Below are 21343 nucleotides of genomic sequence, written 5' to 3'. Positions count from 1 at the left end.
GGCAAGGTGAACGCTAGTTTAGCCCTGGCCATCGTCGAGCGCGTGCTGCTGCGCCACGGCGCCGAACTGCAGGTGCGCAACCGCGCCGGTGGCGGCCTGGCGTTCCAGATCAGTTTGCCGGCGGCGTGACCAGCAACTTGCTCATCAACAGCTCCGTCGCGCCATAGCCATACAGCGAATCGCTTTCCAGCCCCGGTGTATCGAAAGGCACGGATTCTTCGCGGTCCAGCTTGGCGGGGTCGGCATCGGCATACGTGGCGCGCCAGGCGCGCTGCAAGGATTCATTGCGGCGGATAAACGACGGCATCGGCCATGCGTCGCGCTGCCAGTGTTCGCTGTCGCCCAGCATGGTCCAGCGTTCGTTCAGCAATGCCATGTCGCCCGTGCGCAGGCGGCGTACGGCCTGTTCCGGCCGCAGGGTTTCCAGTTCGGCCAGCGACGGCAGCGCGTCGCGTTTCGGACCGAACATATAGGCCAGCATGATGCGGCCGGCTGGCGCCCTGCGCGCCACCACCCCGACCGCATGCCCTCCACCCTGCAAGGGCACGGCAAACCAGCTGCCTTCGCGGTATGGTAAAGACTTCATCAATATACACTCCCAAAATCGTATTCGGGACGCAGTCTACGCGAGCCACCGCTTGCACGGCGCATGGTACGCAGCGAGACAGGCCTACTTGACTGTCTCGTCGTAATGAAATTGCGCCACGATCGGTCCCGCCTTGAACAGCGCTTCCTTCATTTCCTTGTCCAGCCGAGCGTCGCGCCGGCGCATCCATTCGAACAGCATGGCCGCTTCGCGCCGGCTGGTGTCGCCCGCATGCGCCAGCACGCGGCGCAGTTCGGGGTCGGTGCAGGCTTCGAAACGCTGGCTGTTGACGTCCAGCGCCTGCAGCGCGGCGACCAGCGCGCCGATGGCGCGGTGCATGTCCAGCGCGGTGGCCGGCAAGCCGGATTCTTCCAGGGGTAGATGCGACATGCTTTTCCTTTGTGTGCGCAGGCGAGATGCCTCGGTATGCGCTGCATTTTCCACCGCACGCGTGAAAATCTCAAGCGGCAAACACGCGTGCGGTCATCATCGTCCATAATCAGGCCTCGAACCTCATCAGCATCAGGAGAGCCATGATCAATTTCGACTTCTACAATCCCACCCAGATCCTGTTCGGCCAGGGCCAGATCGCCGCCATCGCCAAGCTGATACCGCCGCAGGCCAAAGTGCTGATGACCTATGGCGGCGGCAGCATCAAGCAGAACGGCGTCTACGATGAAGTGCGCGCCGCGCTGGCCGGCCACACGGTGCTGGAGTTCGCCGGTATCGAACCGAACCCAAGTTATGAAACCCTGATGCAGGCCGTGGCGCTGGTGAAAAGCGAAGGCATCGATTTCCTGCTTGGCGTGGGCGGCGGTTCGGTGGTCGACGGCACCAAGTTCATCGCCGCCGCCGCCGTGCGCGACGGCGAAGCGTGGGACATCCTGGAAAAAGGCGGCAAGATCATCGACGACGCCCTGCCCTTCGGCACCGTATTGACCCTGCCCGCCACCGGTTCCGAAATGAACGGCTCGGCCGTCATCACGCGCAAGGCGACCCAGGAAAAACGCTCGTTCATGAGCCGCAAGGTGTATCCGAAATTTTCCGTGCTCGACCCGTCGAAAACGTTTACCTTGCCGCTGCGCCAGGTCGGCAACGGCGTGGTCGACGCCTTTGCCCACGTGATGGAACAGTATTTGACCGCCTCCGTCAACGCCTCGGTGCAGGACCGCTTTGCCGAAGGCATCCTGCTGACGCTGATCGAAGAAGGTCCGAAGGCGCTGTCGCACCCGGACGACTACGACGTGCGCGCCAACGTGATGTGGTGCGCCACCCTGGCCCTGAACGGCCTGATCGGCGTGGGCGTGCCGCAGGACTGGTCCACGCACGCCATCGGCCATGAGCTGACGGCCCTGTATGAACTCGACCATGCACAGACCCTGGCCGTGATCCTGCCCAGCATGCTGCGCGTGCGCAAGCAGGCCAAGCGCGCCAAGCTGCTGCAATACGCGGCCCGCGTGTGGGGCCTGGACGGTGGCGACGAGGACGGCCGCATCGAAACGGCGATCGCGCGCACCGAGTATTTCTTCCGCCATATGGGCCTCAAGACGCGCCTGGCCGACTACGGCCTGGACCACGCCAGCGTCGAGGCGGTGATCGCCGCGCTGGAAACGCACGGCATGACGGCGCTTGGCGAGCAGGGCGAAGTGACGCTGGCCGTCAGCCGCAAGGTGCTGGAACTGAGTCTGTAGACTGTTGTAAAAGCGCCAGCCTGGCAGACAGCGGGCGGCGGTTCATGTTAAGCTATCAATTCGCTAGGGGTCCTGGAGCAGTCATCCGGGTGAGAGATACCCTTCGTACCTGATCTGGATAATGCCAGCGAAGGAAAGCGCAAAGTACCTCCCTCCTTTGATAGCTCCTGCGTTGGCGCCAGCCGAACAAGCAGCCTGCCGTTCTCCTCCCGATGAAGCGGCTTGAACCACGAGCAATCATGTCCACACCGAATCTGTCTGTCTCCATCCTGACCCTGTCCATCGCACAAGCATTTGCATCGCCAGCCTTTGCCTTTGACACCGCCGATGCCGTCGATACCCCATCGAGCATGGCCGAAGTGATCGTTACCGCCAGCAAGGCGCCAGCCGCCCAGCGCGCCTCGGTCGGCGGCTTCAGCGACGCGCCGCTGCTGCAAACGCCGGCCGCCGTCACCGTCATTTCGCAGCAAACCATGCAGGACCTGCAGATCCGCAATACCAGCGACGCCGTGCGCCTCGACGCCAGCATCAACGACGCCTACAACGCGGTTGGCTATGCCGAGCAGTTCTCGATCCGCGGCTTCAAGCTCGACAACAATTCCAGCTACCGCAAGGACGGCATCGCGATTCCCGGCGACACGCAAATTCCGCTGGAAAACAAGGAACGCATCGAAGTATTGAAAGGCCTGGCAGGGCTGCAAGCCGGCATGGCGGCACCGGGCGGCGTGATCGACTTTATCGTCAAGCGCCCCACCGCTACTGCCTTGCGCACGGTCACCGTCGAAGCGCGCGAGCGCGGCACCCTGTATGGCGCCATCGACCTGGGCGGGCGGCTGGACGACACCCGTTTCGGCTACCGCATCAACGTGGCGGCCGAGCGCCTGCGCTCGTATGTCAAGGGCGCCGACGGCAACCGCAAATTCATCTCGGGCGCCTTCGACTGGCAGATTTCGCCGCAGGCCCTGCTGCAACTCGATCTTGATTACCAGGACAAATCGCAGATCACCGCGCCCGGTTTCCAGTTGCTGAACAATACCACCCTGCCGGCCGGCGTCAGCGCCGATACCCTGCTCAACCTGCAGCCCTGGACGCGCCCGGTCGACACCATCACCAGCAACCTGGGCCTGCGCTTCCAGTACGCCTTCGACGACAACTGGCACGCCACCATCAGCGCCAACCAGCACTCGTTCAAGCGCGACGACTACACCGCGTTTCCATATGGCTGCAGCGCGCAGGATCTGTTTCCCGGCTTTTGCGGCAATGGCGACTACGACGTGTATGACTACCGCAGCCTGGGCGAAACCAAGAAGCCGCTGAGCGCGCAAGCCATGATCCAGGGCAAGTTCGCCACCGGCAGCCTGCGCCATGAATTGACGGCGGGCGTGGCCACCTTCCACCGCAAGGACCACGCCGGGCGCTATGTGTACGACTACGCCGGCACCAGCAATATCTACCACCCCGTCATCGTGCCGATCTCGAACGGCGTGCAGGGGCCGGTGCGCGAGACGCGCAACGACAAGGAAAACTCCGTCTTCGTGCAGGACATCGTGGCCCTGTCGCCGAACTGGAAGCTGCATGCGGGCCTGCGCCATATCGACGTCGATGGATTTCAATATGTGCTGAAAGCCGACCCGAGCGTGGCCGAAGTGCGCGCCAAACATGACTTCCTGCTGCCCAACGTCGCGCTGGTGTACAACCCGGTCGACAACGTGGCCGTCTACGGCGCCTACTCGCAGGGCATGGAGCACGGCGGCACGGCCGACCGCAAGGCGGCCAATGCGAACCAGGAATTGTCGCCAAGCCGCTCGAAGCAAATCGAGATCGGCGTGAAAGCCGACATCACGCCCGAGCTGATGGTCGCCGCCAGCCTGTTCCAGATCCGCAAGGGCCTGGAGTTCCAGAACGCCAATAACGTCTTCGTGCGCGCCGGCCAGGCCCAGCACCGCGGCCTGGAACTGTCGGCGCAAGGCAAGGCCAGCCGCGACCTCCATATCGGCGTCTCGGTCACGGCCCTGAACAGCCAGCAGTCAAGCACCGGCGAAGCGTCGCTGGACGGCAAGCGCGTGCCGAACGTGCCGGCCTTCAAGAGCGCCGTCAACCTCGACTACCGCGTGCCGCAGGTGGCCGGCCTGTCGGTGAACGGCAGCTGGGAATATGCGGGCAAAAAGGCGTTCGAGTTCAACAACAACACCTTCGTGCCTGCGTACCATGTGGCCAACCTGGGTGCCGCTTACGTCATGCGCCTGGCCGGCAAGCAGGCCGTGCTGCGCGCCACCGTCAACAATGTGTTCGACAAGTTCTACTGGCGCGACGTCACGCCGGAGTCCGACGGCTACCTGTTCCCGGGCGCCAGCCGCACCGTGAAAGTGTCGGCCCAGTTCGACTTTTAAACGCTGGCCGGCAGCGCTTCGAGCAGCGGCATGGTGTGCGCCAGCCGCTGCTGCAAGCTGCCTTGCAGGATGTGATGGGGGATGCGGCGCGCGGCCAGCTCATCGAGCAACTGCCGGTAGATCAGCTGGCGCACGGCTTCGGACTCGCGCTGCAGGCCGTCCGCCACCCATGGCGTATCGGGCGCCGTCACCAGGGTCAGGTCATACTGCGTGCTGGCGGCCAGCGCCGCCAGCGGCGCGTCTTCGCCGCCAAAATAATGGCGGCTGTACAGCACCGTCATCAAGGGTGTGGTATCGCAAATCAGTACGCCATGCGCCGATGCACCGGCCTCGCGTTCGCGCGCGACCTGGGTGCTGGCAATCAGGAACTGATCCTGCGCCACCGGCACCCTGCCGTGCGTTTCGACAAATTCACGCAAATATTCGGGCACCCATACCGTGCCCAGGCGTTCGGCAAGCGCGGCCGCCAGGGTCGATTTTCCCGACGATTCGGCGCCCAGGATGGCAACGCGCAACAGCGGCGCCTTCACTTGAGAACCATCGCGTCAGGTGCGGCCGGCGCGGCTTTTCTCCAGGCCAGCAGGCCGATCGTCGCCATTACCACGAACACCGCGTACAGGATGGCCGTCAAGGTCAGGTTCTTGTAGATGTACAAGCCGACGTACAGGATATCGACCACGATCCAGACGATCCAGTTCTCGATCTTCTTGCGCGACAGCAGCAGCTGGCCCAGCAGGCTGCCGGCCGTCAGGAAACCGTCGGCATGCGGCACGTCGGTGTCGGTCGAGCTCAGCAGCCAGGAAATCAGCAGAAAGCCGATCAGCCAGCCTGCGGCGCTACCGAGCCAGCCGCGCGGCGTGAGCCAGGTGACGGGCAAGACCGGCACGCCGCTTTTCGGATGCAGCCAGTGATACCAGCCCCAGCTTGATATGGCGATAAACAGCAGCTGCAAGCCCATGTCGCCATACAGGCGCGACTCGAAAAACACAAACCCGTAGGCGGCCGACGAGATGATCGCAAACAGCCAGGCCCAGTGGTTCTGGCGGATATTGAGTGCGACAGTGATCAGGGCCAGTACAAAGGAAACCAGTTCGAGCGGCGTGGTGGCAAAACCCAGCAGGAGTAGCGTATCGTTCATGAGCGTGGACAGGGCGGCCGGGAGGAAGGCACGGGCAAAGGCAGGTGGCGCAGTATGCAATAGCGCACCTGAATAAGCAAGATTGCCCGGCCCTGGCGGCCGCCTTATCCGACTCATCCGACTTATCCGGCGCTCAGCTAAAGCCGCGCCTGGCGGCCCGGCTCAGCGTATGGCGCACGATCAGCTTGTGGAACGGCCGTATCACCATGATGTAGGCGCGGCCCAGCCAGTTATGGCAATGCACGGCGCTGGCCAGGGTCAGGCTGCCATGCGCGCCATCATGCGGGCTGCGCAGCATCGACAGGCGAAAGTCCAGGTGGCTGTCATCCTCGCCGACAATAATTTCATCGGCCGTGACGGCATAGATGCGAAAGATGCCGACCCGCCCGCCGCCGCCCTGGGTCAGCTCGGTCGCCGTCTTGATGCCGAAGCGGGCCACGATGGCGTCGCGCAGCACCATCAGCTTTTGCGCCCAGCCCGGCTGGCTGCCAAACAGCGCATTGGCCAGGCTTTCCATGTCCATGCTGGCCGCCTGCGCGTTGGGCAAGGCGACGACATAGGCGTCGGCCAGGTCGCTGCCCTGGTACAGCGGCGCGATCGCCGCTTGTGGCGGCAAGCCTGCCTTGCGCGCCTTGAATGTGATTGCTTGCATAGCGGCCTCATGTGTACAGTGATAACATAACTATCATACACATAATCCACGCAATGTAAACAGTGATAACTTATGAATTCAACCAGCAATAGCTATCATCACGGTAACCTGCGCGAGACCCTGATCGCCGCCACCATCGCCCAGCTGGCGCGCCAGAACGACGCCAATGTGTCGCTGCGCGAACTGGCGCGCGCGGCCGGCGTGTCGATCGCCGCCGTGTACCGCCACTTTGCCAGCAAGGAAGCGCTGCTGGCCGAAGTGGCCGCCGCCGGCTTCGATGCGCTGCGCAGCAAATGGGATGCGCAACTGCCGCCGGAGGGCAGCCTGCCCTCGGCCGAACGCTTTCAGTTGCTCGGGCAGCAATATATCGAATTCGCCCTGGCCGCACCGGCCCATTACCGCCTCATGTTCGAGCACCAGGATATCCGCCAGTTTCCCGTGCTGCTGGCAGCGGCGCACACCTGCTTTGCCTACGTGCTGCAAACGGCCGGCGCCGCCGTGCGCGAGGCCGGCCTCGACATGCGCTGGGAGCGCGCCGCCGCCAGCGCCGGCTGGTCGCTGGGCCACGGCTACGTGATGCTGCTGCTGAGCGGACGGCTGGAGATGATCGATGGCGGCAACGAGCTGTCGCCGGCGCTGGTGCCGCGCTTTTTCCAGCTGCCGGTGGAAGCCTTGCTGCGGCAGGAACACGCGGCATGATGGAGGCGCTCGATAACATCAGCTGGTTTCGCGCAGCCGGCACGTTTCAAGCACAGCCGGGACAGTTGGCCCTGCCCAGCCTGCATGCCTGGGACAGTGCCAGCATGGACTGGCTGCCCACGTCGCGCGGCCAACCCGACCCGGTGCATGGCGACGCCTTGCCGACGCTGCTGAAACAGGCCGGCACTCCTTACCTGCAGGCAGTGATGGCGAACTACAAGCTGGCGCTGCATTCCTTGCGCTGCGTGCCGGACCGGCTGATCAGCAAGGGGGCGCATGACTTCACGCCAGCGGCCATCGGCGCGGCGCTGTACTGCGTGCGCATGGCCAGCCTTGAAATGCTGGCGCAGCGCGAAGGCTTCTGGCTGGCCGCGCTCGATCTTTACCGGCAAGGTCACTGGCCTTGCGGCCTGGTAGCCGATGGCACGCTGGTGGTGTATTGAGACGTAAAAAACCGCATCGGCCCGAAGGCGGATGCGCTTGAGCTCAGCTGCCAGGATCAGCTAGGGACATCTCCATCAAATGCCAGGCCACGTCGCCATCTGGCAAATCGAGCAGCCAGTCGCGGCGCGGCTGCGGGAACGGCGCGCCCTCGGTCAGCCAGGCCTGGCGCCAGTACTGATTGACGATGGCCTGCAGCGGATGGTCGGCCGCTACCCATGGTTGCCAGACGCCGCTGACCGGACAGGCTTGGCCGCAAGCGCAGCGCAACAAAGGCTCGGGGCGCGCCACCTCGCGCAGCAAGCCGCGCGCCGCGCGCGGTTCCACGGCGCCATGGTTGTGCCGTATCGTCAGGCAATGCTCCCACGTCACGCCGCCATAGCGGCTCCTGCCATCGGCATCGATCATACTGAAATGGCGGAACTCTTCGCCTTTGTGAAATAGCCGGGCCGGCGCCGTCAAGCCCTGTCCTTGGACAGGTTGCCAGTACGCGGAAAATGGCGCGCTCGGCGCATCGCAGTGCAAGCCGGTGGGACGCAGCGCGTAGTCGGCGGCCAGGAAATACGGCTCTTTTGAAAGCGAGGCTGTGCCTGGCTTCGGGATGGCTGGCGGCGGGCGGACGCCCATGGCGGCGTCGAGCAGGCTCTTTCGTTGACCATCCCACGGTGGCAGATCGGCCGGCGGCAATGGCAGGATTTTATCGAGATTTGGGAAGCGGCGATTGGGGTTGAAGCCGAGGGCACGACTTAGTACGCCATAACGTTCTGCCCGCGCTTTATCAATATACGGAACTACCATGTTTGCAAGATCAAATGGATCTCCGAATTCAATCTGAAGTTTGTTTGCACACTTCTCGCAACCCAGGCTTACTCCGACATGCAATATTTGCAAAGAGCGTTCTTTGGTTTCAGCAGTTGTTTCCCCATCAGATGTACCGTCAGGAGTTCTTACTACAGCATATAAATAATATAAATCATATGCGGATGGACCATATCCTTGGGAAACAGCGCATTCCAGCATTTTGGTCGCTATAGGAAAATTGTCCCACATATCAATACTTGGATGATCCTCTCCAGCCGTCAATTTCTCGCCCAAGAACCCCAATGCCTGCGGATTACCCATCTGTGCTGCCTTTTGCCAGAAGGCATAAGCACGAGTGATGTCGCCGTTGACGCCCGTCCCATTCGCATAATACGTTCCCATCCGATCATATGCGGCCGGTATGCCGAGCAGCATCGCCTTTTCCACCAGTTGCACCGCTTCCTCCTCACCATATAAAGGATCGCGCCCTTCCACATACAGGCTGGCCAGGTTGAGCATCGCTTTCCAGTGCAATCGCTCCGCGGCCCTATGTGTCAGATCGACAATTTTTTTATAGTCGCGATCTTCCACGAAAATTTCAGGATCTTCCAAGGCGCGTGCTTCGAGGAACCAATCCTCGGCTTGCGCATCGATCAGAGGCACTTTGCTCGACTCGATTTCACAAATAAAGTCGGATACGTGTGGATTGAAGAGCGGCAAACTTTGGTTGCGTGGCAGGACTTTGTCGTTAGGCATTTTGCAGGCAATCAAAGGAACAAAGAGAAGAGCTGCCAATGCAAGAAATGGCAGGCGAAAAAAGGCGGTATTTTTTTTACTCATGATCAACCCAGGCGTATGGTGGAGCTACGTTTGTCTTCCAATGGCAGCAGGAAACCGGTCATTTTCTTTAAAACTGAATTTCCGGATTTACCGAATTTTTTCTTTTGATTTGCTCCCATTAACTCTCTCCACTTCCCGAACGCCGACGCAATCTCCGACTTCGTCCCGCCCCCTCCATCGACCAGTCCCCCGCTATGCATGCGCCACACCCGCTTGCGCAAATCCGCGGCCACGCGGTAGTCGACGGTGGCGATATTGATTTCGCTGTCGACGGCCATGCTGCGCTGGTTCAGGTTGGCGCTGCCCAAGGTCATGAACACGTCGTCAACCAGCATCAATTTGGAATGGATGTAGATTTCGCGGTAGCGCCAGCGGTCGGTGTCGAACGCGCTGACATTGAGCATGGCCACCGAGACCTTCAGCCCGAATTCGCTTTCGAGCGTCATCGCGCCAGGCTTGTTGATGCCGTTGGAGTGCCGCACCACGTCGGGCAACTTGACTTCAACCTCGTTGGTGATGCCGAATCCGCCTCTGACATGCCGGGTTTTCGGCAGCTTGTTGTAGTCATCGATCATCTTGTTTTGTCCCGTCATGCCGTCGTGCTGCCCCAGGGCCGCCAGCGTGTCGTAGGTGCGCGGCACCATCTGCGCCCGCTCCGGCACCGGGATGACGATGAACACGTGCATGATCGGCATATCTTCAAGGCTCTTGCCCGCCTTGACGCTGCCGGCGTTCCAGGCGGCGACCACCTTCTTGCGCTCGGCCAGCAAATGCCGCGCCCAATCCTCATATTGGAAATACTGGTTTTCCACATACAGGTAGCCGGCCGCCAGGCTGGCCTGGGTCACCGCGCGAAAGTAGGTTTCCTTGATGGTCTTGTCCTGCTCCTCGGGCTGCGTCAGGACGATCTGCACGGTGGAGTCATCCGGCCCGGCCTTGCGCAACAGCTGGGCCGGCGGGTTTTTACATGACGAATACCAACTCACGCATTCCTCGGCGGCCTGATGTGTACGGTCGTCAATCGCGCGATCCCATGCCTTCACAAAATTGTTATAGAGCGCGATGAGCGCCTTGCCGCCGTCGATGCGGCAGGCATAATCCTGATAGGGCTTGAGCGTGGCAAAGCCGCCGTCCGCCGCCATTCCTTGCAAACACTCACGCCGCTCGTGGGGACCGCCCTGTTCGCGCCGCGTATCGTCGAGCAGATGGGCAGTCGTGTCCCAATAATCAGTCACCGAGTTCAGGCCCATTACATAGCCGACGGCCTTGGATCCCTTTTCGTGGGAGAAATCGATCAGGATCGTCTTCTGGTGATGGGTGCCCAAGTAGCTCATGCCAGGCTTTTCAATTTCCCCCATCGTCAGGCCGTGCGGCTGGCTTGTTTCGGTCGCGATACTCTTGCCTATCGCATGGCTGTCGCCGTGCCGCAAGCGTATCTCCAGATTTCCAAACAAGCCCTTGAACGCGGCCCCATACCAGCTGTAGCAATATTCTTCACGCGCCAGCATCGGAATATCCTCAGGCGGGATCCTGTCGCCCCTGTAACCGCCGCTGATCATCGCTCTCGTGGCGACCGCGTCCTGCAACATCGCCAGGCTGCCTTTTGCGCTGATATCGTCAGCGCGTTGGCTACTGTTTTTCCACGGCGAGGTGCCGTGCGAATGGCCCGGCATATTGTGCACCATCGGCGAGCCGATCCGGTCATGCCATATCAACAGGCGCACCCTCAGGTGACGCCGCGTGGTGGCGTCGATCAGCAAGTCGCCAAAAGTTTCGCCACGCGGCCAGGTGGCGCTGTTGCCGCGCACCAGCTCCATGCCCGGGTCGAAACCCCAGCAGCACAGGTCGATGGAATCTTTAGCCCTGGCGATCTCGGCGGCGATGTCGGCGAAGGCTTCCTGTCCGCAAATGAACAGCGTCAGCTTGTTGTTATGCGTAATCGGATGAGTGGCATTGCCTTTCAGGTTGCGGTTTTCCAGCAGCCACTGGAGCGAACTGGCCGCAGTGCGGCCGACCTCGTCGATGTGGGTGGTCTCGATGCGCCTGCTTGTATCGGCCATGCTTACTCCAGTCATTGGAAGATGATCATCGCCACAAGCGGCCGTCGCCGGTAGCGTCGAGCGCGCGCAAACCACGGTTCGACAGCTTCTGTTCGCCGTCCGGCGCCGCGCCGGCATCGAAGCACGCGCTGGCATGCAATGAAAACTCCTCGCCATTGCCAAGGACCACACGGTAGCGCGGCGTGCCGTCCTGATGCGCGATCAGGATGCGGCCGAATTCATCGGTCAGGCCTTGCTCGACTTCGGCGTCTCCGTTGTACAGCGTATAAGGCACCAGCGCGTACTGGCCGCCATCGGCGTGGGCCTGTATCGTATGCTGCAATTGCCCCGCTACCGGCGCGACGGGCGGTTCCGGTTCCGGTTGCGGCCGGTTTTTGGGCGCCAGCGTTTCCAGGTTGCCATGAAACAGTGTCGGCGACGACGTAAAAAACTGGACCTTGTCGCCAATTTCAAGCATGCAATCGGCGCCATGCAGGCGCACGCCCTTGCGGCCGCGAATATTCACCCAGTCGGCCTGGCTGATCAACTCCAGCACCTTGTTGGCGACAATTTCGACCGCATCGGTTTGTGCCGCGATCTGCACCGGACCTGCTGCGGCGATCAGCTTCATGCCGGCCTTGTGGACGAACAGGCGCAGCGCCGCGCCGATGCTGGCGAACAGGCCGCCGCCGGCCGCCATCGACAGGTCGCGCCCCGCCGTCAGCGCGGTGTGTTCTGCGCTGGCGATATGCGTCGATTGCGCACTCGTCGTTTCGATGCCGGCCGGGCTGGCCAGCACCAGATGCGGCGCCGCCAACTCGGGAAACACGCCTTCGCCAGCGCCGGCGCCCTTGATCGCGGCATGCTGGGCTTTCAGTTCATCGGCGGCGGCGCCCTGCTGGGCAGCACTTTCTTGCGCGCCGTAATGCTGCGCCAGGGCGGCCAGCGCCTTGTGCCGCTCGGCAGCCTCGGCCAGCCGGCGCAGGGTTTCATCCATGCTCTTGATATGCGAGGCGGCGCCAGGGCGCGCTTCGGTGGTCAGCAACATGCCGCGGCCGGCGCGCGCCACGCCCCAGGCGTCCGACGCCAGTTCCCAGCCTTCGCCACGACCATCCTTGCGCCCGCTGGCGTCTTCGATGCGGCTGATGCAGCCGAGCGACAATTGGCTGTGCTGATGATCGCTTTTCAGTTGCGCCTGGATGCGCTGGTGCGTGTCATCAAACACCAGCTGGTTGCCGCGCACGCCGTGGCCGCCGTCAGGCATCAGCTCGGCGCTACGCCAGCCGCCCAACATGCGTTGCCCCGGCAACTGCCACGGCGGCGCATGGTTGCCGTTGTACACCGCGCCGACGATGACGGGACGGTCGATATTGCCGTCCAAAAACTGGATCAGCACCTCCTGGCCGATGCGCGGCAACGCGATCTGGCCGAATGCCTGCCCGGCCCATGGCGTCATGACCCTGATCCATGGCGAACTGCCCCCGTCGAACTTGCCCAGCCGGTCCCAGTGAAATTGCACCTTCACCCGGCCCAGCGCGTCGGTATGGATGGTTTCGCCTGCCGGCCCGGTGACAATCGCGGTCTGCACGCCGGGCAAGGCACACGGCGTGCTGTTGAAGTGCCGCCCCGGATACCAGCGGATGCTTTTGCGGATGCAGCTGAACCGGTTTTCATAATGCGACTTCGCCCCCGTCCCCGCCTGGTAATTGTTGCTGGCGACATGATCGACCGACAGGATCAGGTATTCGCGCGAACCGATGCCCGGGCGCGCCGCCTCACCTCTGGCCGGCACGGATTGCCGGCTGCTGAAGTGGCCGCCCAGCGTGAAACTGCGTCCGGCCTGGGCGCAGCGGTGATTGCCGCCAGCGTCGAAGTATTGCGCCCGGCAGTTGCGCTCCTCCAGGCGGCGTTGCGCCAGCGCGTCGCCGGCGTCGACATCGGCATAGCCATAGCCGGTGTACTGATACAGTTCATGGGCAAACACATCGCCCTGCTGGCGCAGCGCATGGCCGCTGGCGCGGCTGGCACGGGGATGCTTGTAGTTGAAGCTGGCCAGCGTGAGCGAACCCGAAGCGATTTTCCGTATCGCCTGCCAATCGCGTATGCCGTCGCGCTCCAGCGAACCCGCGCCGCTGCGAAACACCATCTCGTCAGGTTCACCGGCAAGGTCGTCGCCCGGGTCGATGCTGTCGGTCAGGCAGGTATTGTCGCCCAGGCACAGCGTATGACCGTCGGCGCGATGTTCATACCAATAATGGAGTCCCTGGTCTTCCCAGCGCCGGTGCAGATGGTTGTAATCGGTTTCATTATGCTGATTGGCACAAGTTAAAACCGGTTTTTCCTCCTGCAAGCGGTTTTGCCAGTCGCGCTGCAAATAATGCTCGAAGGTCGTTTCGCTGATGTCGACCACGGTACGTCCGTGGAACGAGACATTGTCCATGCGCAGCCGGGCAAACGCCAGCCAGGGCTGCAGCACCATCTGGTAGAACGCAAAACCGCCGTCGCTGCGCAACAGGCGAAATTCGCCGACATAGCCATTAAAATGGCGCAAGCTGGCGTCATCGCGCACCATGGAAATCGTGACCATGCGTCCCATCATGGCTGTCAGCGGAACGTGGAGATTGTCGGACAGCAGTTCGACCTCGAAACGGAAGTCGCGTGACATTGCCTCGTGTGCCCGCAGGCTGTTGACCAGCAGCGCGGTATCGGGCGGACCATCGCCGTGCGGGAAATCCATGCGCAGCAAGCGGCTGTCCTGGACTCGCCTGTCTGCTGCGAAAAGGCGCGCCAGATCGGCTGCCAGCTTGCCATCATCCATATTGCCTCCTTGCGTGCCCTGGCTTATGCTAACCATGGCAAGCGCCGGCATATTGAGGGAGCTCAAACTAGTTGCCCAAGTGCAAAAAAGCCGCATCGGCCAGGACGGCGGATGCGGCTTGCGGATCAGCGAGTAACGATTATTTCTTCGCTGCCTTATTGGACTGCGCTGCCTTCGGATACTTGATCGTCATTTCCGCCAGCAGATTGTCGGCATGGTCGACCTCCTTCATCACCCACAACATATAGCGGATATCGAGGTGGATCGCGCGCGTGATGGCCGTGTCGAAGTACCAGTCCTTGGTGATCGATTCATAGGTCGAATCGAAATTCAGGCCGATCAGTTCGCCGCGCTTGTTCATCACCGCCGAGCCGGAGTTGCCGCCGGTGGTGTCGGCGCTGGTCAGGAAGTTGACCGGCACCGTGCCCAGCACCGGATCGCGGAACTGGCCGTAGCGTTTTTCCTTGACGGCGTCGAGCAGGCCTTGCGGCGCCTGGAATGGCGCCTTGCCGGTGACTTTTTCAACGATCCCTTCGACGGTGGTAAACGGCCCCTTGGTCAGGCCGTCGCGCGGCGAGTATGGCGAAACCGTGCCGTACGTCACGCGCAGGGTCGAGTTGGCGTCCGGGTAGACCGGCTTGCCTTGCGACTGTTTCCAGGCGATTACCGCTTGCATATACTGCGGAATCACGCGTTCGAGGTTGCCGTCGATTTCCTTGCGGCGCTCTTCCAGCGCGGCGGCCACCGGCTGCAATTTGATGGCCAGCCGCACGAAGGCGTCGTCGGACTGCTCGAAGGCAGCCTGGTCTTTTTCCAGCCAGGCCAGGCGCCTGGCGGTGTCGGCCAGCTGCGTCTTCTGGTACAGCGCGGCAACAGCGCCTGGCGCCGGCAGCAGCGCATCGAGGCCTTGCGGATGGCTCTTCGCGGCCAGGGCCGCATAGCGCTTCAGGCCCGCTTCGAAACGCGCCTGGTCGACCTTGTTCACGTAGGACTGCTCCAGGCGCGCCAGGCGGGCCTTGATAAAGGCCAGGTCGCGCTGCTGGTAGCCCGATTCGCGTTCGGCATCGGGCTTCTTGCCTTCCTGCGCGTAGCGGTACAGCGAACGCGCGCTTTTCAGCAGGTCGCTATTGGTGGCCACCGACCAGGCGAACTCTTCGTCGCTCAGGGCCATGTCGCTGGCGATCGCCGCGTCCAGTTCGGCCAGCAGGGTTGGCGACACGTTCGGCTGTTTCGCGTACCAGGCGCGGAACTCGGCGTCCTGCACGTCCTTGATGGCGGCGATGTCCTTGCGCGCGAAACCGTCGAGCAGGCCCTGGGTTTTCTTGAGCACATTGTTGATGCTTTTGACCACGCTGGCGTAGCGCACTTCGGCGGCGGCATCGCCCTTGGTGGCGTCGGCCATCACGGCCAGGTCGGCCTGCAGCTCGGCCACTTTCAGCGGAAAGGCCGAGTCGCGCGCATAGCGGATTTCCGATGGCAGCTTGTAGCGGCTGGTGCGTCCGGGGTAGCCGGCCAGCAGGATGCCGTCGCCGTTCCTGATGCCTTCGGCCGACACCACCAGGAAGTCCTTCGACTGGTAGGGCACGTTGTCCGGCGACGGATCGGCCGGACGGCCGTCCTTGCCCACATAGGCGCGCAGGAACGCGTAGTCGCCCGTGTGGCGCGGCCATTCGTAATTGTCGATGTCGCCGCCGAAGTTGCCGATCTTGTCGGACGGCGCGTACACCAGGCGCACGTCGCGTATCATCATCTGGCGGATGCGGTAGTACTCGAGGCCGCGATGGAAGGCCGGCACCGAGCAGCGGTACATCTTGTCCGTCTCGCATTCGGCGATCAGGTCCTTGATGCGTTTTTCCACCGCTTCATGGCGTGCACGGCCGCTCATCTGCGCCGTCAGGCCTGTCAAGACGCGGTCGCTGACGTTTTCCACCTTATCGGTGACATACACCAGGCTGTTCGGCCCGCCCGGCAATTCGGCCGCGCGGGTCTTGGCCAGGAAGCCGTCGGTGATGTAATTATGTTCGGGAGTCGAGTTGCGCTGCACCGCGCCATACGCGCAATGGTGGTTTGTCACTACCAGGCCGGCGTTCGACACGAAGGCGGCCGAACAGCCGCCCAGCGAGACGATGGCGCTCATCGGATGCTTGCTCAGGTCGGCCAGCTTTTCAGCGGGGATCTCGATGCCGACACGTTTGAGTTCGGCTTTCAGCTGTGGCAGTTGGTGTGGTTGCCACTGCCCTTCGTCGGCTTGTACGCCGGCGAACGCGCCCATCAGGGCGACTGGTAACACGATAGTCTTGAACAAGGTAGGCCTCCATAAAAAGCAGGCGAAAGTATAGCCTGTCTGGAGGGCATGAGTCGGCAAAAATTACTTCACTGTACTTTTTGTATCATCTGCGCGCCCGGTGCCGGCACGCGCAGCGGCACTTGCAGCCACAAACGGCAACCGCTACCCGAGGCGGGGGCGCCGATCTCCAACTGGCCGTCGAGCGCGCGCACCCGTTCGCGAATGCCGATCAGGCCGAAGCACTGCTTCTTGCGCTGTTGTTGAGCGGTAATGCCGACGCCGTTGTCGCTGATGCTGACATACACGGCGCGCGCGTCGCAATGGAATTCCAGTTCGACCACACTGGCCTGGGCATGGCGCAGGACATTGCTCAGCGCTTCTTGCACGATGCGAAACAGCGCGATCTCGGCCTGGCTGCCGATGGCCGCAAACAGCGCTTCGTCGGCGATCTGCAAGTGGCAAACGATGCCGCTGCGTTTGCGAAAATCACCCACCTGCCATTCGATGGCCGCCTGCAGTCCCAGGTCCAGCGCCATCGGCCGCAATTCGTTCATGATGCCGCGCACGCTCTTGATGGTCGTGTCGATATTGTCCAGCACCGAGGCCACCCGCCGGTGCAGGCGCGGATGCGCGTGTTGCGTGCGCGCGCTGAGCATGGAGATATCGATGCGCAGCGCCAGCAGGTTTTGCCCCAGTTCATCGTGGATATCGCGCGAAATACGCTTGCGCTCGTCTTCCTTGACCGTTTCCAGGTGCAGCGCCAGCTGGCGCAGCTGGGCATGCGACTGGCGCAGCGCGCTGTCCATCAGCTTGCGTTCGGTGATGTCGGTATGCGCCACCACCACCCGCAGCGGGCCTTCGCCGCGAAAACGGCTGACCTTGGCCAGCGACCAGTGCGCGCCAGCCTCGGTGGCAAATTCATATTCGAGCGCATAGGCGTCGGCCTGGCCGGCGATCACCGAGGCGATGCCGGCGGCCAGCTCATGCCCGGCGCCACGCCGCCAGCGCGGGTCGGTTGCACAAAACTGCAGGTAGGGCAATTCGCCGGGCGCGTGCCCTGAAAACTGCAGATACGCCTGGTTGGCATGCACCAGGCCGCCTTCCTGGTCCAGCACCAGTACCCGGTCCGACAGCGAATCGATGGTGGCATGGAAAAAACGCTCGGCGTCGCGCAAGGCCTGCTGCGCCAGTTCGCGCTGCTGCACTTCCTGCTGCAGATGCTGGTTGGCGCGCAACAGATCGGCGGTGCGGTCGATCACGCGCTGGTCGAGCTCGCGGTGCAGTTCGCGCAGCGACGCTTCGGCCACCTTGCGTTCGGTAATATCGGAAAACACGCCGACAAAATGGGTGGTGGCGCCGTCCGGGGCACGCATCGGCGTAATCGACAGCGACTCGACAAAGCGCTCGCCATTCTTGCGCCGGTTGACCAGTTCGCCAAACCAGGCGCCTTCGCGGCGCAAGCTGTCCCACATGGCCTTGTAAAACTGCGGCTGGTGGGTGCCGGCGCCCAGAAAAGACGGGTCGCGGCCGATCGCTTCCTCGGCCAGGTAGCCGGTGATGGTGGTGAACGCGGGATTGACCGAGATAATGCGGTTGTCGCTGTCGGTCACCATCACGCCTTCGCGGATGGTGTCGAGAATCACAAAGGCGCGGCGCAGCGCCGACTCGCGCGCCAGTTCGTCGCCGAGGTCGGTCACCAGCATGCGCACGCTGGCGCTGCCCGCGTCGAGGTTCGCTTCGATACGCACCAGGCCGTCGCGCTGGAACAGCGGCGCCTCGAACACCTGGCGCGCGCCGCTGTCAAACACCGCCTCGAGAAAGCGCCGGAAACAGCCCTGCGCTTCGGGTGCGATGAATTGTTCGAAACGCCGCGCCAGCAGCTGTGGCTTGTCGCGCTGCAGCAAGTTGCTGGCCGCCAGGTTGGCGCGCGTGATCACGCCATCACGGTTGAGCGAAAAATAGCTGGCGGGCGCCTCCTCGTAAAGCCGGGCGTAGCGGTCGCGGCTGCTCTCGGACTCGCTGCGCAACTGCTCCAGCTCGGCCAGGGCGGCGTTCTGCATCTGCAGCTCGATCTGGCTGACCTGCAACTCGTGCAGCTGGCGCAGCATGTCCTCGTTCGACAGCGACAGCGGCAGCGGTGGCGCTTGCGCCGCCAATTGCTCGGCCTGCTCGCGCACGCGCACGCTGAACGGGTCGCCATGGTTGGCCCTGGCGGCCTTGCCGGCTTTGCCGGCCTTGCTCACGATGCGCTCCCGCCGGGCTCCCGGCCGGTGGCGCTACCGGACTGAATCTGGCGCAACTGGGCTTCCAGCAGCTTCGATTCGGTGATGTTAATAAAGGTTACCACCACGCCGTCGATGACGTTTTCGATGGTGCGGTAAGGCATGATGCGCACGTTGTACCAGCGCCCCGTCTTGGTCGGCACCTGGCGCTCGGAAAACACCAGGCTGCGGATGACTTCCAGCGCATCCGTTTCCAGGTCCGGGTAATCGAGGTCGTTGACGATATCGCTGAGCGGGCGGCGCAGGTCGGTCTGGATCAGCTTGTAGATTTGCGTGGCCGGCGCCGTGAAGCGGCGGATACGCAAGGCGCTGTCGAGGAAGATGGTGGCGATATCGGTGCTGTTGAGCAGGTTCTTCATGTCACTGTTGACCAGCGACAAATCGTCCACCTTGGACTGCAGCTCGGCGTTCACCGTATACAGCTCTTCGTTGAGCGACTGCATCTCTTCCTTCGAGGTGGTCAGTTCCTCGTTGGTCGATTGCAATTCTTCGTTGGTCGACTGCAATTCCTCGTTGGCCGATTTCAGTTCCTCGCGCGAGGTCTGCATTTCATCGCGCACGGCCTGGATTTCATTGCGCGCCTGCGCCAGCTGCTGCTCCAGTTCCAGCACCTTGGGATTGGGCGAGCGGCTGCGGCGCGCTTCGGGCGCCAGCGGCACGCTGGAAAAGGTAATGAAGACCATGCCGCTGAGCGACTCGGGCTGGCTCAGCGCCTCGGCCGTCAGGTCCACCCCCACCGACTGCCCCATATGATCCTTGACCACCAGCCCCTTCAGGCGCACCAGCCCGTCGGTTTGCAGCGCCTGCTTGATCAGGCCCGGCAATTCATAGCGCAAGCCTTCGCGCGCCATGGCGTGGATATTCCAGTTGGCCTTGCCGGCCGCCGGCTCCAGGAACACGCCGGTGCGGCCGTTGATATAGAGGATGTCGCCGTCCTGGTTCAGCAAGGCCGCCGCCGGCGAATATTTTTGGAGCAGCAATTGCTCCACGTGGGCTTGTATCTTTCCGGGCATGCTGGCTTCTCTCGTGTCGCTGGTGGTAGGGGGGGACGCCAACGACACCTTGGTCGGGAAATACGTCGGCAGGCGCTGGCGCGCCAGGTTGTCGAGGCGGCGATACAGCCGGGTCGAGGTGATCAGGGGAACAAACAGCTCGGAAAAATGGCCAGGCGTGTCCGCACTGCCCAGTAACAGCAGGCCGTCGCGGTTCAGCGCATAGTGAAACAGCGGTATCAAACGCTGCTGCAACTTGGCGTTCAGATAGATCAACAGGTTGCGGCAGCACAGGATGTCGAGCTTGGTGAACGGCGGATCGGAGATGATGTTTTGCTGGGCAAAGATGATCATGTTGCGGATCTCTTTCTTGATGCAATAGTCGTTCTTGTCCGCCACGAAAAACCGCTGCAGGCGCTCGGCCGACACATCGCTGACGATATTCTTTGAAAACCGTCCCTGGCGCGCGCGGTCGATGGCGTCGGCCGACAGGTCGGTGGCAAAGATCTGCAGGCTGTACTTCGACGGCGGATTGATGCCAGCCACCACTTCATGGAACACCATCGCCAGCGAATAGGCCTCTTCGCCGGTCGAGCAGGCCGGTATCCAGGCCTTGAAGGCACGGCCATCAGGGTTGGCGGCCAGCAATTGCGGCAGGGCCACCATCTTCAGGTATTCCCACACCTTCTGGTCGCGGAAAAAACTCGTCACGCCGATCAGCAATTCCTTGAATAATAAATCGATTTCCGCCGGATTGTCGCGCAAATACGGCACGTACGCTTCCATCGTGGGGATCTGATACAAGCTCATGCGACGCTCGATGCGCCGCAGCACGGTATTGATCTTGTAGTCGGTAAAACTGTTGCCGGTATGCTCGGACAGCAGGTTGACGATCTCATGCAGGCAATTGCGCCCGTTCGGCTCGCGCCCGGGCAGGCTCAGAAAGCTGCTGCGAAACAGATAATTGATGATTTTTTCCGGCATCTTTTCCGGATAGTCGACCAGGTCCACCACCTCGGCCGCGATCGCGCTTTGCGGCATCATGTCGAACTTGGCCGTGTCGGGATGCTGGGCCAGGGTCAGTCCGCCGGCCTGCTTGATGGCCTGCATGCCGCGCGTGCCGTCGCTGCCCATGCCGGAAAACACCACGCCGACGGCCAGCTCGCCGAGCTCGGACGCCAGCTCTTGAAAAAACATGTCGATCGGCAGCCGGTGGCCACGCGGCTGCAGCGGTTCGCGCAGCACGAAGCGGCCTTTGGAGACGCCCAGGTCGGCATTCGACGGGATCACGTAAATATGATTGGCGCGCAGTGGCACATGGTGCGTGATTTCGGTGACGGGGATGCTGGTGGCGCGCTGCAGCAATTCGGGCAGCATGGCTTTTTGGGTAGGGTCGAGATGCTGGATCACGACATAGGCCAGGCCGCTTTCCTGCGGCACCTGGCCCAGGAAGGCAACGATGGGATCGAGTCCGCCGGCCGAAGCACCGATGGCCACCACGGGAAAAGTGATCAGTGGCACTTCGGGGACGACAGGCGGCGTATCGGGGCTGGCTTTACTGCGTTTGCTGGTTGTCATCGTCTGCAAGACCCGCCACGGCATGCCACGGCCGGCAATTAATAATCTTGCATTCTATCACCCAGCCTGTGCTTGAAAAGCTGAATCTGGGCTGCTTGTTCCAACACGC

At 62.4% G+C, this 21343-nt stretch carries 15 protein-coding genes and 1 riboswitch; of the genes, 4 read left to right on the top strand and 11 right to left on the bottom strand.

The annotated features are described in order from the left end of the window. Positions 1–109 precede the first annotated feature (109 nt). Together ASR47_RS26220 and ASR47_RS26215 are read right to left on the bottom strand one after the other, a co-directional pair. Positions 110–586: an Imm26 family immunity protein gene (locus ASR47_RS26220; protein WP_065310707.1), complete on the bottom strand. Its 477-nt coding sequence runs from the start codon at positions 584–586 to the stop codon at positions 110–112. Positions 587–670: 84 nt separating this feature from the next. Further along, the gene (locus ASR47_RS26215; protein WP_065310706.1) at positions 671–976 is read right to left on the bottom strand and encodes a ferritin family protein; all 306 of its coding nucleotides are present in this window, start codon (positions 974–976) and stop codon (positions 671–673) included. Between the two features lie 143 nt (positions 977–1119). Here ASR47_RS26215 and ASR47_RS26210 point away from each other — a divergent pair, with 143 nt between their 5' ends. After that, complete coding sequence (locus tag ASR47_RS26210) at positions 1120–2277, top strand: iron-containing alcohol dehydrogenase (RefSeq protein WP_065310705.1); 1158 nt, start codon at positions 1120–1122, stop codon at positions 2275–2277. A 55-nt stretch (positions 2278–2332) separates the two neighbouring features. Further along, a riboswitch (TPP riboswitch) is annotated at positions 2333–2430 on the top strand. 86 nt (positions 2431–2516) lie between these two features. After that, positions 2517–4667: a TonB-dependent siderophore receptor gene (locus ASR47_RS26205; RefSeq protein ID WP_065310704.1), complete on the top strand. Its 2151-nt coding sequence runs from the start codon at positions 2517–2519 to the stop codon at positions 4665–4667. Here the strand turns inward: ASR47_RS26205 and ASR47_RS26200 are convergent. The 3 genes from ASR47_RS26200 to ASR47_RS26190 form a co-directional block, all read right to left on the bottom strand. Next, on the bottom strand, positions 4664–5182 hold the full coding sequence (locus ASR47_RS26200; RefSeq protein WP_245714476.1) for an AAA family ATPase: 519 nt from the start codon (positions 5180–5182) through the stop codon (positions 4664–4666). The two genes, ASR47_RS26205 and ASR47_RS26200, sit on opposite strands and share 4 nt — an antisense overlap. A gap of 11 nt (positions 5183–5193) precedes the next feature. Then, positions 5194–5805 carry a nicotinamide riboside transporter PnuC gene (gene pnuC / locus ASR47_RS26195; RefSeq protein ID WP_065310751.1) on the bottom strand — a complete coding sequence of 204 codons (612 nt, stop codon included), beginning with the start codon at positions 5803–5805 and terminating at the stop codon, positions 5194–5196. 133 nt (positions 5806–5938) lie between these two features. Beyond that, positions 5939–6457, bottom strand: a complete 519-nt coding sequence (locus ASR47_RS26190) for a DUF2867 domain-containing protein (protein ID WP_065310702.1) — start codon at positions 6455–6457, stop codon at positions 5939–5941. Positions 6458–6529: 72 nt separating this feature from the next. Here ASR47_RS26190 and ASR47_RS26185 point away from each other — a divergent pair, with 72 nt between their 5' ends. After that, entirely contained in the window at positions 6530–7156 is a 627-nt protein-coding gene (locus tag ASR47_RS26185) for a TetR/AcrR family transcriptional regulator (protein ID WP_065310701.1), read from the top strand. Then, on the top strand, positions 7153–7599 hold the full coding sequence (locus ASR47_RS26180) for a hypothetical protein (RefSeq protein ID WP_065310700.1): 447 nt from the start codon (positions 7153–7155) through the stop codon (positions 7597–7599). The genes ASR47_RS26185 and ASR47_RS26180 overlap by 4 nt, the downstream gene beginning before the upstream one ends. A gap of 43 nt (positions 7600–7642) precedes the next feature. On the opposite strand, the gene ASR47_RS27275 is transcribed toward ASR47_RS26180, so the two are convergent. The 6 genes from ASR47_RS27275 to ASR47_RS26150 all read right to left on the bottom strand — a co-directional run bounded on the left by ASR47_RS27275 (position 7643) and on the right by ASR47_RS26150 (position 21234). Next, the gene (locus tag ASR47_RS27275; RefSeq protein WP_150127969.1) at positions 7643–9238 is read right to left on the bottom strand and encodes a tetratricopeptide repeat protein; all 1596 of its coding nucleotides are present in this window, start codon (positions 9236–9238) and stop codon (positions 7643–7645) included. Between the two features lie 2 nt (positions 9239–9240). Continuing rightward, on the bottom strand, positions 9241–11298 hold the full coding sequence (locus tag ASR47_RS26170) for a phospholipase D-like domain-containing protein (RefSeq protein ID WP_065310698.1): 2058 nt from the start codon (positions 11296–11298) through the stop codon (positions 9241–9243). A 25-nt stretch (positions 11299–11323) separates the two neighbouring features. Then, on the bottom strand, positions 11324–14095 hold the full coding sequence (locus ASR47_RS26165) for a type VI secretion system Vgr family protein (protein ID WP_245714475.1): 2772 nt from the start codon (positions 14093–14095) through the stop codon (positions 11324–11326). A gap of 139 nt (positions 14096–14234) precedes the next feature. Continuing rightward, complete coding sequence (locus ASR47_RS26160) at positions 14235–16400, bottom strand: S46 family peptidase (RefSeq protein WP_425402764.1); 2166 nt, start codon at positions 16398–16400, stop codon at positions 14235–14237. Positions 16401–16468: 68 nt separating this feature from the next. Further along, complete coding sequence (locus ASR47_RS26155) at positions 16469–18625, bottom strand: sensor histidine kinase (RefSeq protein WP_245714474.1); 2157 nt, start codon at positions 18623–18625, stop codon at positions 16469–16471. Next, the gene (locus ASR47_RS26150) at positions 18622–21234 is read right to left on the bottom strand and encodes a chemotaxis protein CheB (RefSeq protein ID WP_065310696.1); all 2613 of its coding nucleotides are present in this window, start codon (positions 21232–21234) and stop codon (positions 18622–18624) included. The genes ASR47_RS26155 and ASR47_RS26150 overlap by 4 nt, the downstream gene beginning before the upstream one ends. Positions 21235–21343 lie beyond the last annotated feature (109 nt).

Origin of the sequence: Janthinobacterium psychrotolerans, assembly GCF_001677885.1 — a bacterium.
Classification (GTDB): domain Bacteria; phylum Pseudomonadota; class Gammaproteobacteria; order Burkholderiales; family Burkholderiaceae_D; genus Janthinobacterium; species Janthinobacterium psychrotolerans.
Note: the sequence above shows the minus strand (reverse complement) of the source record. Positions and strands in the feature narration are given on the sequence as shown.

What these genes read in the sequence shown, in the direction of transcription:
- ASR47_RS26185 (WP_065310701.1), top strand. Translation starts at nt 6,530, where the DNA reads ATGAATTCAACCAGCAATAGCTATCATCACGGTAACCTGCGCGAGACC.
- ASR47_RS26190 (WP_065310702.1), bottom strand. Translation starts at nt 6,457, where the DNA reads ATGCAAGCAATCACATTCAAGGCGCGCAAGGCAGGCTTGCCGCCACAA.
- pnuC (WP_065310751.1), bottom strand. Translation starts at nt 5,805, where the DNA reads ATGAACGATACGCTACTCCTGCTGGGTTTTGCCACCACGCCGCTCGAA.
- ASR47_RS26215 (WP_065310706.1), bottom strand. Translation starts at nt 976, where the DNA reads ATGTCGCATCTACCCCTGGAAGAATCCGGCTTGCCGGCCACCGCGCTG.
- ASR47_RS26165 (WP_245714475.1), bottom strand. Translation starts at nt 14,095, where the DNA reads ATGGATGATGGCAAGCTGGCAGCCGATCTGGCGCGCCTTTTCGCAGCA.
- ASR47_RS27275 (WP_150127969.1), bottom strand. Translation starts at nt 9,238, where the DNA reads ATGAGTAAAAAAAATACCGCCTTTTTTCGCCTGCCATTTCTTGCATTG.
- ASR47_RS26170 (WP_065310698.1), bottom strand. Translation starts at nt 11,298, where the DNA reads ATGGCCGATACAAGCAGGCGCATCGAGACCACCCACATCGACGAGGTC.
- ASR47_RS26180 (WP_065310700.1), top strand. Translation starts at nt 7,153, where the DNA reads ATGATGGAGGCGCTCGATAACATCAGCTGGTTTCGCGCAGCCGGCACG.
- ASR47_RS26205 (WP_065310704.1), top strand. Translation starts at nt 2,517, where the DNA reads ATGTCCACACCGAATCTGTCTGTCTCCATCCTGACCCTGTCCATCGCA.
- ASR47_RS26210 (WP_065310705.1), top strand. Translation starts at nt 1,120, where the DNA reads ATGATCAATTTCGACTTCTACAATCCCACCCAGATCCTGTTCGGCCAG.
- ASR47_RS26150 (WP_065310696.1), bottom strand. Translation starts at nt 21,234, where the DNA reads ATGACAACCAGCAAACGCAGTAAAGCCAGCCCCGATACGCCGCCTGTC.
- ASR47_RS26220 (WP_065310707.1), bottom strand. Translation starts at nt 586, where the DNA reads ATGAAGTCTTTACCATACCGCGAAGGCAGCTGGTTTGCCGTGCCCTTG.